This window comes from Pantoea sp. BJFS-204, from assembly GCF_049310725.1.
Classification (GTDB): domain Bacteria; phylum Pseudomonadota; class Gammaproteobacteria; order Enterobacterales; family Enterobacteriaceae; genus Pantoea; species Pantoea agglomerans.
Genome location: NZ_JBMOWE010000002.1, coordinates 24,359 through 37,961 on the forward strand (window position 1 = coordinate 24,359; position 13,603 = coordinate 37,961).

General features: G+C 57.1%; 14 protein-coding genes. 5 read left to right on the forward strand and 9 right to left on the reverse strand.

Going from position 1 to position 13,603, the window contains the following annotated elements; genetic code table 11:
• The 5 genes from ACO6VX_RS06765 to ACO6VX_RS06785 form a co-directional block, all read right to left on the reverse strand.
• On the reverse strand, positions 1-1,239 hold the full coding sequence (locus tag ACO6VX_RS06765; RefSeq protein ID WP_422457987.1) for a DotU family type VI secretion system protein: 1,239 nt from the start codon (positions 1,237-1,239) through the stop codon (positions 1-3).
• Between the two features lie 14 nt (positions 1,240-1,253).
• Entirely contained in the window at positions 1,254-2,597 is a 1,344-nt protein-coding gene (gene tssK, locus ACO6VX_RS06770; RefSeq protein ID WP_010246132.1) for a type VI secretion system baseplate subunit TssK, read from the reverse strand.
• Between the two features lie 5 nt (positions 2,598-2,602).
• The gene (gene tssJ, locus ACO6VX_RS06775) at positions 2,603-3,097 is read right to left on the reverse strand and encodes a type VI secretion system lipoprotein TssJ (protein ID WP_033779377.1); all 495 of its coding nucleotides are present in this window, start codon (positions 3,095-3,097) and stop codon (positions 2,603-2,605) included.
• 23 nt (positions 3,098-3,120) lie between these two features.
• On the reverse strand, positions 3,121-3,717 hold the full coding sequence (locus ACO6VX_RS06780; RefSeq protein ID WP_061704060.1) for a hypothetical protein: 597 nt from the start codon (positions 3,715-3,717) through the stop codon (positions 3,121-3,123).
• A gap of 1,060 nt (positions 3,718-4,777) precedes the next feature.
• The gene (locus ACO6VX_RS06785) at positions 4,778-6,298 is read right to left on the reverse strand and encodes an aldehyde dehydrogenase family protein (RefSeq protein ID WP_422457989.1); all 1,521 of its coding nucleotides are present in this window, start codon (positions 6,296-6,298) and stop codon (positions 4,778-4,780) included.
• Positions 6,299-6,530: 232 nt separating this feature from the next.
• On the opposite strand from ACO6VX_RS06785, the gene ACO6VX_RS06790 reads away from it, so the two are divergent.
• Positions 6,531-7,094, forward strand: a complete 564-nt coding sequence (locus ACO6VX_RS06790) for a class I SAM-dependent methyltransferase (RefSeq protein WP_033766984.1) — start codon at positions 6,531-6,533, stop codon at positions 7,092-7,094.
• On the opposite strand, the gene ACO6VX_RS06795 is transcribed toward ACO6VX_RS06790, so the two are convergent.
• Positions 7,082-7,807 (reverse strand): glutamine amidotransferase, encoded by a 726-nt coding sequence (locus ACO6VX_RS06795; protein ID WP_033757357.1) that lies wholly within the window; start codon positions 7,805-7,807, stop codon positions 7,082-7,084. The genes ACO6VX_RS06790 and ACO6VX_RS06795 overlap by 13 nt on opposite strands.
• 173 nt (positions 7,808-7,980) lie before the next feature.
• Here ACO6VX_RS06795 and ACO6VX_RS06800 point away from each other — a divergent pair, with 173 nt between their 5' ends.
• From ACO6VX_RS06800 to ACO6VX_RS06815, 4 genes are all read left to right on the forward strand, one after another.
• Complete coding sequence (locus tag ACO6VX_RS06800; RefSeq protein WP_010669895.1) at positions 7,981-8,865, forward strand: DMT family transporter; 885 nt, start codon at positions 7,981-7,983, stop codon at positions 8,863-8,865.
• Positions 8,866-8,911: 46 nt separating this feature from the next.
• Positions 8,912-10,291 (forward strand): CoA transferase, encoded by a 1,380-nt coding sequence (locus ACO6VX_RS06805; RefSeq protein WP_422457990.1) that lies wholly within the window; start codon positions 8,912-8,914, stop codon positions 10,289-10,291.
• A 104-nt stretch (positions 10,292-10,395) separates the two neighbouring features.
• Entirely contained in the window at positions 10,396-10,656 is a 261-nt protein-coding gene (locus ACO6VX_RS06810) for a type II toxin-antitoxin system RelE family toxin (protein ID WP_010246155.1), read from the forward strand.
• Positions 10,657-10,728: 72 nt separating this feature from the next.
• Positions 10,729-11,094, forward strand: coding sequence for a helix-turn-helix domain-containing protein (locus ACO6VX_RS06815; RefSeq protein WP_010246157.1), 366 nt, complete (start codon positions 10,729-10,731; stop codon positions 11,092-11,094).
• 122 nt (positions 11,095-11,216) lie between these two features.
• Here ACO6VX_RS06815 and ACO6VX_RS06820 read toward each other — a convergent pair whose 3' ends face one another.
• From ACO6VX_RS06820 to ghrA, 3 genes are read right to left on the reverse strand one after another with little or no spacing between them, the layout of a single operon-like run.
• A complete protein-coding gene (locus ACO6VX_RS06820) occupies positions 11,217-11,783 on the reverse strand; it encodes a TorD/DmsD family molecular chaperone (RefSeq protein WP_010246159.1) in 567 nt (188 codons plus the stop codon).
• 27 nt (positions 11,784-11,810) lie between these two features.
• Positions 11,811-12,548, reverse strand: a complete 738-nt coding sequence (locus tag ACO6VX_RS06825) for a phosphatase (protein WP_422457991.1) — start codon at positions 12,546-12,548, stop codon at positions 11,811-11,813.
• A 39-nt stretch (positions 12,549-12,587) separates the two neighbouring features.
• The gene (gene ghrA, locus ACO6VX_RS06830) at positions 12,588-13,529 is read right to left on the reverse strand and encodes a glyoxylate/hydroxypyruvate reductase GhrA (RefSeq protein WP_187515604.1); all 942 of its coding nucleotides are present in this window, start codon (positions 13,527-13,529) and stop codon (positions 12,588-12,590) included.
• Positions 13,530-13,603 lie beyond the last annotated feature (74 nt).

Below are 13,603 nucleotides of genomic sequence, written 5' to 3' on the forward strand. Positions count from 1 at the left end.
TCAGTTCCCTCTCGCCAGGCCGTTGAGTTCGGCATGCGTCGCATCCGGCGCCACCAGCAGGGTAATTTCAACACGACGGTTACGTGCGCGATTTTCTGCGCTGGTATTAGGCACCAGCGGATTGCTTTCACCGCGCCCTTCCGCTTTCACCCGTGACGGCTGCGCCAGCTGCTGTTGCAACAGGGTCTGTACTGACCGGGCACGCGCCAGCGAAAGCTCAAAGTTGGAGGCGAAGCGGGCACTGCGGATCGGCACGTTATCGCTGTAGCCAATCACCTGAATCTGGCCGCTGACATTGTTCATGGCAGCAGCGATGCGCTGGATTACGTCGGTGTAACGTCCACGTACTTCGGTGGCCGCCGAGGCAAACAGTCCGTCCCCTTTCAGCGTCACCACGCTGCGGTCCGCTTCGTCACGCACCGCTACCAGCCCGGCATCAATTTCCGGTTTCAGGAAAGCGCGCAGATTCAGCGTGGCGGGTGGTGGTGGCGCAGGGTTGCCGATCTTCACTTCCGGCAGCGCCGTCTGATAGATACGGGCCAGTACCGGCGAGGTGTAATCGCCGAGACGCCAGTTGAGCACGATATAGAACAGGCAGGCCGCCAGCCCCGCCACCGCCGCACAGGCCCACAGCGGGATCATTGGCCGCCACAATTTGCGCAGGACCGGCTGATCGGTGGGATGCGGAGACAGCGCTGCTGCATAATTGCCACGCACGCTTTTGATCATCTGCAGCAGGCGCTGTTTGATGGTCTCCAGCTGCGAGCGACCGTTGTCCAGCACCCGGTAGCGTCCTTCGAACCCCAGCAGCAGGCAGAAGTAGATCAACTCCAGCATCAGAATGTGGCGTCTTGGGTTCTGCGACAGCTTAGCCAGCAGCTGAAAAAACTTTTCGCCGCCCCAGGTTTCATTGTGAAAGGTGACCAGCAGACCATTGCTGGTCCAGACGCCGCGGCTGCCCCACGGCGTCAGCGCCGCCGCCTCATCCAGCGCGGTACAGAGACAGTATCGCGCACCGATGATCACTTCATAGCCCAGGCCTGACTGCTGGCAGCTCAGCTCGAAGCGCCGAATCTGATCGATCAGCTGCTGACGCAGCTGCGCCGGGTCTTCATGTGATACAGAGTGACGGATCTGAGGAATGGCGTTAATCAGGGGGTTGGCCGCCGCGACCAGCACATTCTGATGGCTGGCCTCCGGCGCAAGATCGCTGTGTGATTTTTGTTGTTCCTGCATCATGCTGCGTGCTCAGTTTATGATTCTGACTGACTACGAATGGCCCAGAACTCCATGTTCAGACCTGGAAACTCACCGGCAAGATGCAGCGCAAAAGCGCCCGAGCGCTCCATCTCTTTCCATAGCTCGCTGTTCTTATCCAGTTCGAAATAGCTGTATCCGGCATGCCACGGGATCTGCGGCGGCGCGCCGGGCATCGCCCGAAGTGCCAGACCGGGCAATTGCAACTGCACCAGATCGCGAATTTTGCTGACCGGGGCGACTTTCATCTGCGCCGGGAAGTGGGTTTTGAGGGTGTCGGCTGGCACGCTGGCTTTCACCGCCAGCACAAAGCCAAACTCATGCACCATACTGCTCTCCGGCACGGTCGCGACGTTAAGACCGTGCGAACGCTGAATCAGCGGCAGCTGAATCGCGCTCTCTTCCATCACCTGGGACAGCCCCTGACGCAGCAGTAGTGACAGGCGGCTAAAACAGCTGTGCAGATCGTCATGATCATAGAGCGGCAGGCCATCGGGCGCGCGGGCTGGCGTCCAGGTACTGAGCTCCGCCGCCAGTTGCAGCCAGTGGCTGTAGAGCGTTTCAGGATGCAGCAGCGGCAGATGTTGCAGATGAGTGTGCAGGCCAAGCTGACGATTGAGCAGCGCCAGCAGCATAAAATCGACCATATCCGCGCTGTTAAAACGACCGGTGCCCGGCGCGCGCTGACTCAGCTGCTGGCTGCGTTGCTGGATCAGCCCGTGCAGATCGTTGAACATGTTTTGCAGCGGACGGCTGCTGTTAAGCGTCAGCATCGGCGGGATGTAGTCGCTGTCGAGCCGGATGTGGTTGTCGCTGCGTTTTTCAATCACCTGAGCCACGCCCATGGCGGTCCACTCGGCGGTCAGATCCTGTTCCAGCATCAGCCGCAGACGCAGTTTGCCGAACTGCACCGTGGCGCTGCCCACGGCCTGGGCATTGTCATCTTCCACTTCCGCTTCCCAGGCGAGGTAGCGCGCCAGAGAATCCTGCGACTCCTGAAAGGCCACCGCTTCGCGGCCATTGCGGCGTGCCGGAATGGCCAGCACCACTTTGCTGCGGTCAACGGAGGCAGGCAGATCAAGCGGGGCCGGACCGTGCTGTGGCTGGCTGAAGGCAAAAAACGTGCCGTCAGGCAGACAACCGCTGGCGGCGCTCAGCGCCAGTTTCCCCTGGCGCAGCAGCGCTTCATCGAACTCCAGATCGTAAAAACCCCAGGTATAGGCGCGCTGCGACTGGCCCCACTCACGCAGGGTGCTGAGAAGATAATTTTCTGACTGCTGGAAATGGTGAGGACGCAGAAACATCCCCTCGGTCCAGACCACCTTTTCGGCTCTGTTCATAGACATCACTGTTTTTCCACGCGAAGGCCGTTAATCCCCGCCACGATGCGCGCATTCAGCTCACCATCGTCACGCTTCCAGAACGCCCAGAATGAGGGTGATTCGCCTTCGGGAACCGGCAGCGACAGTCGCCAGACCTTGCCATCCAGCGCCTGATATTCCGCCATGATGCCGATGAAGCGCGCCTCGGGCAGACTCTTAATCCGCAGCGTTTTATGGGGCTGAGTGGAAGTCAGGAAGAACTGTTGCGTATTGAGTTGCGCATTACCCAGCGCGGTAGCGGACTGGTTTTGCAGGGAGTAGAAGTCAGCCGACATAAACTCCGCATCGGAGGTCAGTAATACCACCCGGACTTTCAGCGGCGCACCGCCGTTAACCTGGTTTTGCGCCTGAACGTCCAGGTTGTACCAGGCAACGGGCTGTGGAGTACTGCTGCACGCGGTCATCAGCCACGTCAGCAGCACTATCAGCGCCCCACGCCATTGCGTTGTTGTCATCATCCCGCCCTCCCTGCTTAGTGCGATTAGTTAATAATCCAGGTTCCGTTAGTGCTGTTCTGGCAGGCGGTGCTGTCACCGTTTACCGCAACACAGGTTTTCTTCTTGCTGCTGCGCACCCGGCGCTTCGGCTGGTCAGCCTTGATCGTCTGATCGTAAAGCTCGCTTTTCACCACGGCGCGAAATGGCACATAGCCGGTCAGCTGAACGGTTGCCTGCGGCGCTGCGGAGGGCGCTGACTCTTTAACGGCACTGCTGGCTTTACCCGGTTCAGGTTCTGCTGACGGCTGAGCGGGTTCACCCAGCGCCAGCCAGTTGTTCTCTACCTGACCAATCACGGTGTAGCTTTCGCCGGTTTTCAGCGTCTCCACCACCTTGCCGCCAAAACTCGGATGGCTCATCACCGAAGCGGGATAGAGCGCACGGTAGGTTTCATTGACCGGGCTGAACTGCGCAGGCGGTTTAACCGCATAACGGTGACTGATCACCACGCCATCCACGGTGCTGGTGACCAGCGTGTCATCCGTCATTTTTGGCGGCGTTTTACAACCCGCGACAGAAAAAACAAACATCAGGCCTAACGCAATACGGAGCTTCACCATTTTTTTCATGTTGTGTTCCATTCATATCCTGGAGAGTGGCCAGAGGCCGGTTGTCAGTAATGAAAATCGGGGATGTGGTGCTGATAGAGCGCCACTTAGTGCCAGCCTAAAAGAAAAACCTTAAGCAAATAGCGTTAAAGTGCCATGGCGAGGCACGTTAAAAGATCAACTAACGTTAACTATTAAAAAGCAACTATGGCGACCGGGACGGGTGCAGCGAGAAATCTGAGCTGGCAAGAAATGATCATAAACATGATCTATTTTTTTCCGTCAGATTGGATGAGGCAGGCAAAACCCAAGCTTTACTTATGCCATCCCTGGCCGAAAAACTGACATATTGACTCAGATTTACACTTGTGACGCTATTCGCTAACAAAAGAAAAAAGCGCAGCGCATAGACTTATTTTCCTGTTTTTACGATCACATTCAGTAAGTTACAAGATGTGTATAAGCTCATAGCTACCGCACGAGCCAGGTATATCCTGCCCGTAGGTATGAAATCACAATTCCTTTGTAAACATAAGCTGCGAGTTTACAGAAGATTGACAAAATTTCAACGGGCCACTTTCATAAGATTTTACTTAAGTAAAGTTTAAGTAATTTACTTAGTGCAAATATGTGTTACTTTTAATCACTCGCTTAGGATTATTCTTAACAATATGAGCAACTATGAAGTATTCTTACACAGAAACCAGACACCCCTGTAGTCAGCATTAAAAAAACTCATGTAAAAAATGGCGCTGTTTCACCAGGCCGTAATGAAGGTTAACGGCGAGGTGACCGTAATACGTGGCAGTTTTTAGCGTAAAAAACAGTGAGATAATGGTTACAAATCAGCAAGTTGATTCAATATGGGACGGTTCAGAAAGGGCTGAGGATAAGGTGGTCGTGAAGCGAGATAAGCGAAGCGCAAAACGGCCCGGCGTCGCTTTAAGAAAGGACTGATTAATTGTTCTTTATCGGCATTGCAGCCATCGCCATGCTTCTCAGCGCGCCCGGCTACGTGGAGCAAAAAAAACCACGCCATAGCGTGGTTCTGGGAGAAGAGTGCAGAGTTAACCTGGCAGGTTGCGGGCCAGAACTAGAAGAAGCCCAGCGGCTCGATACTGTAGCTGACCAGCAGGTTTTTAGTCTGCTGATAGTGATCCAGCATCATTTTGTGAGTCTCACGCCCGATACCCGACTTCTTATAACCGCCAAAGGCGGCGTGCGCCGGATAGAGGTGATAACAGTTGGTCCAGACGCGCCCGGCTTTAATCGCCCTGCCCACACGGTAAGCACGGTTGATATCGCGGGTCCAGACGCCAGCACCTAACCCATAGATGGAGTCGTTGGCGATACTGATTGCTTCTGCCTCATCTTTAAAGGTGGTGATGCCAATGACCGGGCCAAAGATCTCCTCCTGGAAAACGCGCATGCTGTTGTTGCCTTTCAGCAGTGTCGGCTGAATGTAGTAGCCGCTGTTAAGTGAGTCATCCAGCTTCTCTACGCCACCGCCCACCAGCACTTCAGCGCCCTCCTGTCGGGCAACCTCAAAATAAGAGAGAATTTTATCGAACTGCTGCTGCGACGCCTGCGCGCCCACCATGGTTTCGGTATCCAGCGGATCGCCACGTTTGATGGTTTTTACCCGCTTCATCACGGCCGCCATAAAGGGTTCGTAGATCGACTCCTGTACCAGCGCCCGCGACGGACAGGTACAGACTTCGCCCTGATTCAGGAAGCCCAGCACCACGCCTTCGGCGGCTTTCTCTATAAAGCTCTCCTCCGCCTGCATGATGTCTTCAAAGAAGATGTTAGGTGATTTACCGCCCAGCTCGACGGTCGAGGGGATCAGGCTTTTTGCTGCCAGCTCCAGAATATGACCGCCGGTTGCGGTAGAGCCGGTGAAGGCTACCTTGGCGATGCCGGAATGGGAGGCGAGCGCTTCACCCGCCTCTTTGCCGAACCCATGCACCACGTTCAGCACGCCCGGCGGCAGCAGATCTTTAATCAGATCGACAAAAACGGTGATCGACAGCGGGGTCTGCTCAGCCGGTTTCAGCACCACACAGTTACCCGCGCCCAGTGCCGGAGCCAGTTTCCACGCCGCCATTAATAGCGGAAAGTTCCATGGAATGATCTGCGCTACCACGCCCAGCGGCTCATGGAAATGATAGGCGGCGGTGAACTCATCAATCTCGGCGGCACTGCCCTCCTGCGCCCGGACACAACCGGCAAAGTAACGGAAGTGATCGACGGCCAGCGGCATATCGGCCGCCAGGGTTTCGCGAACCGGTTTACCGTTATCCCAGGTTTCATAGACCGCCATCGTCTCCAGATGCTGTTCCAGCCGATCGGCGATTTTCAGTAACAGCAGCGAGCGTTGTTGCGGCGAGGTCTTGCCCCAGGCTTCCGCCGCCGCTGCCGCAGCAGCCACAGCGTTATCAACATCGGCAACGTCTGAGCGCGGAAACTCACCGGCCGCAGAGCCGTTCACCGGGGAGGTATTGGTGAAGTAGTTGCCGTTCACCGGCGCGACGAATTCACCATTAATGAAGTTGCCATAATTCTTTTGTAGGGTAATCAGAGAACCCTGTTCTCCGGGGGCGGCATAACGCATGATCATTCTCCTGACAGGTGACTGATGTAACAATGATGAAACTTATTATTAACATGAAGCATCATCAAGAGCCTGTCAGTTCTGTTAACCGGAAACTGTGACCGCCCCGAAGGAATGGGTGTTTACGCTTCGTCTTTAGATAATTCCGACTTTTACCCAAAAGGCTGGTCAGAGAGAAACTTGTGCGGCACAAAGGGGTCAACGTGAGGATGAATTCATTCTGGAGATGAGCATGCTGGCTTCAGCTTTTACCCTGATGCGCGCTAAAGCCAATTTCGTGCATCAGTTTATCCGCAACCCGCGCAAGATGGGCAGCATTACGCCCTCGTCAGAGGCGCTGTGCCGCACCATGATTACGTCGGTGGAATGGCCTGAAAAGTTACGTATTGCCGAACTCGGCGCGGGCGACGGTGTACTGACGCGGCAGATACTGGCGCAGATGTCACCCGATGCCACGCTGGATGCCTTTGAGATCAGCAGCACGCTGGCCGATAAGCTTAATGCGCTGAACGATCCGCGCATGACGGTGCGCACCTGTTCAGCGGAATACCTGAGCGGAGAATATGACGTGATCTTCTCTGGCCTGCCGCTGCTCTCATTACCCACTGAATTGCGTGAGGCGATTCTGCGTGCGGTGTATAACGCCCTCGGGCCCAACGGCGTCTTTGTACAGTTCCAGTATACCTCGCTGACTCAGCCAGACCTGTCGCGCTACTTCACCTGGGAGCGCCAGCGGGTGATGAAAAACGTGCCACCCGCCTGGGTCTATCGCTGCACGCGTCACTACGCACCCTGAGCTTGCGCCATTGCAGGGCGCGTTTGTTGCCAGAACGCCACCAGCAACTCACGCGCCCAGTCTTTCCCCTCCATCTCGTTTGCCCCATCTTCTGTACAGCCTTTGGGCATACAAACGTTCATGATGTGCCGTGAAAATTCAGGATGAAACTGCACCGATAGCGCCTGCGGCGAATAACGGACAATCTGACAGCCATCGCGCGCAGAGGCGGCCAGCACCTGCGCCTGTTGTGGCGCGCTGATCACCGACTGGCGATGTGACAGCCAGACGCTGAAGTCCTGTGGCAATTTCTTTAGTAACGGATCGCGCTGCGCCTCCGGCATACAGTTGATTGGTAACAGCCCGCGTTCCCATCCATTGGGATTGTCCGCCACCTCGCCACCCAGCGCATAGGCCATCAGCTGGTGACCGTAGCAGACCCCCAGCAACGGCAAGCCGTGATCCATCGCTGCGCGAATCCATACGGCGCTGCGTTCGCTCCATTCAGCGTGATCGGTGACCATCGCCCAGGAACCGCTGAGGATCGCCCCGGAAATCTGGTCGAAAGCGGGTAGCGCCTCGCCCAGATGGGGCCGTACAATCAGGTATTCATCGGGTTGCAGGTTTAACGCGTCGATGAACCAGCGCGGCTGTTCACCAATCTCTGAGACAACGTTTGCAGGTGGGACTTCAAGCTGAATTAACGCAAGGGGTAAGGCGGACGTGTAGGTCATACCGAATCAGTTCCTTTAAGAAGTCGTTTCAAATCAGTCTGCCAGCAACGCGCCCGAAAGTCTCATCAGGCTGCGCCGCAATCGCAGAAAATTTCTCCCTGCGATTGGCTGCAATGCCGCAGTTCGTGCCATCATTAGCGGGCTAAGCAAAAAAACATCGAAAGGATATTATCGTGGCTGTGCGGCATTTTTTTCTGATTCTGATGGTGGTTTCAATCTGGGCCTTCAACAACGTTGCGGTGAAATGGGGCCTGCTGGAGCTTCCGCCACTTTTCCTGACGTTTATGCGCTTTGTGGTCGTCGCCATCGTACTGGTACCGTTTTGCCGGATTAACCGTCAGCAGCTACCCTGGCTGTTGCTACTGGCTTTCACGTTCGGTTTTATGCACTTCTCGCTGCTGTTTGTCGGCCTGCGCTATACCGATGCCGGCACCGGCGCGATTGTGGTTCAGCTCGGTACACCCATTGCCATGCTGCTGGCGATGGTGGTGCTGAAAGAGAAGCTGAAGCTGGTGCAGCTGATGGGCATTATGATCTCGCTGAGCGGCGTCGTCGTGCTCTCCGGCAGCCCGACGATTCCGTCGTGGTGGGTGCTTTGTCTGTTGTTGTGCAGCGCCACCGGCTGGGCTGTCAGCAACCTGATTGTGAAAAAGTCACCGCCGATTAAACCGCTCACCATGACCGGCTGGATTGCGTTTCTGGCCATTCCTGTCGTCGGCGCATCCAGTCTGTTGATGGAATCACATCAGCTCTACGCCCTGCAAAATGCGGGCTGGCACGGCTGGTTTGCCATTCTTTACAGCGCTATCGCCTCGTCAATTGTCGCCTATACACTGTGGTATATGCTGCTGAAGAAATATAACGTCAACCTGATCATGCCCTACTCACTGCTGACGCCGGTATTATCCGTGCTGATGGGCATTGTGGTGCTGGGCGACAGCCTCAACAGCTTCAAGATTATCGGTGCGTCGCTGGTAATCCTTGGTACCGCTATTGCCGTAATCAACCTGCGTAGCCTGCGGATGCATGCCCGCTTCCCGCGCCTGCGGCGGCGTTAATCCCGCGTGCTATGCTTGAGAAATCACCTCTCTCAGGAAGCACAACATGGACTCACCGCTTGCCGCCTCTCTCTGGCAGCAGATGCAGCAGGGATTGCGAAGTCGCGACGCCGCCTGGCCTCTCCCCGCCTTCGTTGATCGCGCCACCTTCTCTTCTGCCTTTGCCGTCAGTGAACTGGCGGCCACCAGCATCGGTCTGGCAACGCAGGCTGCTGCTGCGCTTATCGCCACATCCCGCCCTGAATTCGCCTCTCCGCCCGTCACCGTTAACGTCCGGCTGGCGTCACGCTGGTTTCAGCAGAGCTTTCATCCGCTGAATCGCGCGGCACCCGCGATGTGGGATGCGTTTGCCGGTGACTATCGCAGCCGGGATGGCTGGATCCGTCTGCACACCAACGCCGTGCATCACCGGCTGGCGATGGAGCGGGTGCTGGGCGCACACGCCGATCGCGCAGCACTGGCGCAGCAGGTGCAACAGTGGCAGGCCAGCGAACTGGAGCAGGCCGTTATTGATGCGGGTGGCTGTGCCGCAGAGATGCGCAGCGCCGCCGCCTGGCAGCAGCATCCGCAGGGCCTGGCCGTGCAGCGCGAACCGCTATTTAGCTGGCAGACCACACAACAGGCAGCGGCGCCGGAATGGCCGCTGGCCGAAGCCCGTCCTTTAATGGGCATTAAAGTACTGGATCTGACGCGGATTATTGCCGGGCCGGTCGCTACCCGTTTTCTTGCCAGCCTGGGAGCCAGCGTGCTGCGCATCGATCCGCCCGGCTGGCAGGAGCCGACGCTGGATGAAGAGATGAGTTGCGGCAAGCGACGAGCGGTGCTGGATCTGACTCAGCCCGCCGATCGCGAGCAGTTTATCCACCTGCTGCGTGAAGCGGACGTGCTGGTGCATGGCTATCGGGCGGATGCGCTGGATTCGCTCGGGTTTGACGCGGAGACCCTTCAGTCACTCTCACCCGGTCTGGTTGATGCCGGCCTGAATGCCTGGGGCTGGCAGGGTCCGTGGCGCAATCGCCGGGGTTTTGACAGTCTGGTGCAGATGGGATGCGGCATTGCTGAAAGAGGCATGCAGTGGCAGCAGAGCGACAAACCGGTTCCGCTGCCGGTGCAGGCGCTGGATCATGCCAGCGGCTATCTGCTGGCGGCGGCGGTGCTGGAGGGATTACGGCGACGCATTACTGAGGGCCACGGCAGCCAGGTCCGGCTGTCGCTGGCGCGCACCGCGTGGCTGTTGCAGCAGCATCCCACCGATCAGCGCACAGGCTCCGGCATTGCGCCGCAGGTTAAGGATAACCTGCCCTGTTACGAATTAACGCCGTGGGGGTTTGGAGTGAGGCTGCGAGCGGCCGCCTGGCTGCCCGGCACCCCACAGCTCTGTGCGACGCCAGGCTGTGCGCCGGGTACGCACCCGGCGACGTGGTGAAGCGAAACATTAGATAATTAGAAAAATAATGTTGATGGCATTAGATTGCTATCTTATTATTTACACATGGCTCAGGGACGAAGTTCATTGAAACGGGGTGCAGAATGGTCAGGGTAGACTGGTCCAGGCGGGCATTGAAGCACCTTATGAAGATCGACAAACGTTACCAGAAAATCATTTACCAGAAGGTGGGTGAGTTAGTCTGTTTCCCGGTCGTCACACTGGACATTAAAAAATTGCAGGGCAGCGATAATCACTACCGGCTGCGGGTTGGCAACTACCGGGTCCTTTTTACGTTAACCGGGGGCGAACCGGTGATTCTGGAAATTACAGAGGTAGCAAGAAGAACATCCGTCACTTACTAAAGCTTTTTGGATACCGGCATAGCCTTACGCACTCACGACCTCTGCTGCGACACACAATTACCCGGATAAACTATGTCAAAACAGTACATCTATGATGAAGCAGGCAAACCCCAGTTTGTGGTCTTGCCGGTGGCGGAATATGAAAGGCTGCTCTCGGCCAGCGATGGCGAATGGGAGACTATTCCTGTGGAGGCTGACGAGCACGACGATGAGACGATCCCGCACGACGTTGCAGGGATCATGATTGAGCAGGAAGTGAGTCTTCAGGCGGCCTGGCGCATCTGGCGGGGGCTCAGCCAGCATGATGTGGCTCAGCAGTTGGGAACCACGCAAAGTGCGATCTCTCAACTGGAGCGTATTGAAAGTAAGCCGCAGAAAAAGACGCGTGAACGTCTCGCAAAACTGTATGGCTGCCGACCCGGGCAGTTAATCCTGTAAGCCGATTAAGAGGGTTCAGGTGCCCGAAAAAAAGCACGCCGTATCCAGAGAATCCCCCCAGAACCCATTGAGAAAGACGATTCAGCACTGTGCGCCGGGTACGCACCCGGCGACGTGGTGAATCAGGCGTCAGGCGTCTCTTCGCTGCTATCCAGCAGTTCGTTGTACATCGCCTGGATCGCTTCGCGGCTCAGCATGGCAAGAGTACGATAAAAAGCGGTGGTCGCGTGCGCTTCCACTTTACCCAGGAAAGCACCGCACCACGGCAGCAGATACTCTTCAAACAGCGCCATCTGCGCCGCGCTCTCATCTTCCGCTGACTGATCTTCCAGCCATGACGCAGCCAGCATCAGCACACCAAAATGATCAGCAGGCGCATCGCTCAGCGGCATTCCGCGTGACGTTAAAAACGCACGCACTTCTGGCTCCGTTTTGCCTTCCGGCCACTGTGAGGCGTACGGCGGCACGTTGCAATCGCTGCCAACAAACAGCGCGTTGTAATCGGCGGCCAGCGCCTGGGGATCGCTGTTCTGTTGCAGACGGGTCAGCAGCTCATCCTGCTCCAGCGGCCACTGCGACTGCAGTTTGCCTTCACGCAGCAGCGTAAACAGCGGCACCAGCAGCGGGTCCTGCGGCTGACGATTAAACAGTGAGCCGATCACGCGGCACAGAATGGAAAACTCATTCATGAGTCAGATTTCCTTGAGGCAAGTAAATTAAAAGTCAGCCAGTTCAGCAATATGTTTGCCGCTGCGATGCTCCAGAAAGTCGAGCAGGCGACGCGGCGTGACATTTAACACCCGATCCTCAGGAAAATCCACCTCGCGGGCGATGCGCAGGCAGTGATCGAAGTGACCCAGCGTAAACGCGGTGTGGGAATCGGAGCCAAATGCCAGCCGTCCACCGGCATCGCGCACCGCGGCAGCGATAGCCCGGCAGTTCGGTTCACTGCCCGGACGCGAATGGGTAAAGGAGGAGTTGTTCAGCTCCAGCGCCACATCGTAGTGCGCGGCTGCCTCGGCGATAGCCGTGATATCGACCGGGAATTTCGGGTTGCCTGGATGACTGATTATATGGACCAGCCCGCCCGCCATCGCGGCGATCATCGCATCCGTGTGATGTTTCCGGTCGCGCGGCGCATAAACCGGCTCGTGAAAACCGGCGACGATCAAATCCAGCGCATCGAGCATCGGGCCGGAACAGTCGATTTCACCCTGCTGATTTTTAATATTGGCTTCGATACCGCGCAGAATACCCACGCCATCGATCACGCGCGGCCAGACGCGCATATTAATGAAGTGCCAGTAGTGCGGCGCGTCGGCCATGTCGGGGCCGTGATCGGTAATGGCAAACAGTTTCATGCCGGTTTGCTTCGCCTGAGTCACGTAGTCGTGCAGCGTGCTATAAGCATGCGTGCTGGCGATGGTGTGCATATGCAGATCTACCGGATACATCCTCTTCTCCTGCTGATTGCCCCTGACGGGGCCGGTTCATTAATAGCCGCGCTGACGATCCACCTTGCCCTGCGGCGGCTCGCCTGCCTGGTCCTGGGTGATGGCGCGGGCGATGTAGTCGATAGCTTCGTCGATCAAGGTTACCGCCGCATTATGGGGCGTGATCGTGACGCGCGGATGTGACCAGAGCGGATGCGCTTCCGGCAGCGGTTCAACCTGAAAGACATCCAGCGCCGCCGCTTTCAGCTGCCCGCTATTGAGCGCGGCCAGCAGATCTTCTTCCACCACCTGCGCGCCACGCGCGATGTTGAGGAAGAAAGCGCCGTGCGGCAGCTGCTGTAAAAAGTGGTGGTCGATAAGATTAATGGTCTCGTGCGTGCTCGGCAGCAGGTTGATCACCACCCGCGTCTCCTGCAGAAAGGCAGGCAATGCATCGCGACCGGCAAAGCTGGTCACGCCATCAATTTCTTTGGGTGAGCGGCTCCAGACGCGTAACGGGAATCCCCAGGGTTTAAGGCTTTCCGCCACACTCTGCCCCAGCACGCCCGCCCCCAGGATGCCGATAGTAAAGTTTTCACGCGTGTAAGCGGGGAGCGGCTGCCAGCACTGTTGCTGCTGCTGGAGACGGTAGTCGTCAAAACGACGGAACCAGCTCAGTACGCTGTGAACCGCATACTCCTGCATCTGCCGCGCCATGCCGGTATCTTCCAGCCGGTACAGTGGCACGCTGTCGGGCAGCATCTCAGGGTTCTGCTGCAGCTGTTTCAGAATCTCGTCCACGCCTGCCCCCAGCGCAAAGACGCCGCGCAGGGTGGCGCGTCCCTGTAGCATTTCTGTGGGGGGCGAACGGACCAGCGCGTAATCAGCCGGACCATTATCGCCTGGCTGCCAGGCACGCACCCGCGCCTGGGGCAGCCGCTGTTGTAAACCGTTAATCCAGGCCGCTGCAGACTGCGACGGGTGATACCAGATGATCTCCATCCTGCTCTCCTTTTTTTCTTTCAGCGTCAGGGAAAAGTAGGGTGAGAGCAAGAAAAAACCAGCGTAATAAAGCG

Bases quoted from the DNA above. Each gene is read 5' to 3' on its own strand.
- ACO6VX_RS06805 (WP_422457990.1), top strand. From the start codon at position 8,912: ATGGACTCACCGCTTGCCGCCTCTCTCTGGCAGCAGATGCAGCAGGGA.
- tssJ (WP_033779377.1), bottom strand. From the start codon at position 3,097: ATGATGACAACAACGCAATGGCGTGGGGCGCTGATAGTGCTGCTGACG.
- ACO6VX_RS06820 (WP_010246159.1), bottom strand. From the start codon at position 11,783: ATGAATGAGTTTTCCATTCTGTGCCGCGTGATCGGCTCACTGTTTAAT.
- ACO6VX_RS06810 (WP_010246155.1), top strand. From the start codon at position 10,396: ATGGTCAGGGTAGACTGGTCCAGGCGGGCATTGAAGCACCTTATGAAG.
- ACO6VX_RS06815 (WP_010246157.1), top strand. From the start codon at position 10,729: ATGTCAAAACAGTACATCTATGATGAAGCAGGCAAACCCCAGTTTGTG.
- ACO6VX_RS06790 (WP_033766984.1), top strand. From the start codon at position 6,531: ATGCTGGCTTCAGCTTTTACCCTGATGCGCGCTAAAGCCAATTTCGTG.
- ACO6VX_RS06765 (WP_422457987.1), bottom strand. From the start codon at position 1,239: ATGATGCAGGAACAACAAAAATCACACAGCGATCTTGCGCCGGAGGCC.
- ACO6VX_RS06825 (WP_422457991.1), bottom strand. From the start codon at position 12,548: ATGTATCCGGTAGATCTGCATATGCACACCATCGCCAGCACGCATGCT.
- ACO6VX_RS06795 (WP_033757357.1), bottom strand. From the start codon at position 7,807: ATGACCTACACGTCCGCCTTACCCCTTGCGTTAATTCAGCTTGAAGTC.
- ACO6VX_RS06780 (WP_061704060.1), bottom strand. From the start codon at position 3,717: ATGGAACACAACATGAAAAAAATGGTGAAGCTCCGTATTGCGTTAGGC.
- ghrA (WP_187515604.1), bottom strand. From the start codon at position 13,529: ATGGAGATCATCTGGTATCACCCGTCGCAGTCTGCAGCGGCCTGGATT.
- ACO6VX_RS06785 (WP_422457989.1), bottom strand. From the start codon at position 6,298: ATGCGTTATGCCGCCCCCGGAGAACAGGGTTCTCTGATTACCCTACAA.
- tssK (WP_010246132.1), bottom strand. From the start codon at position 2,597: ATGAACAGAGCCGAAAAGGTGGTCTGGACCGAGGGGATGTTTCTGCGT.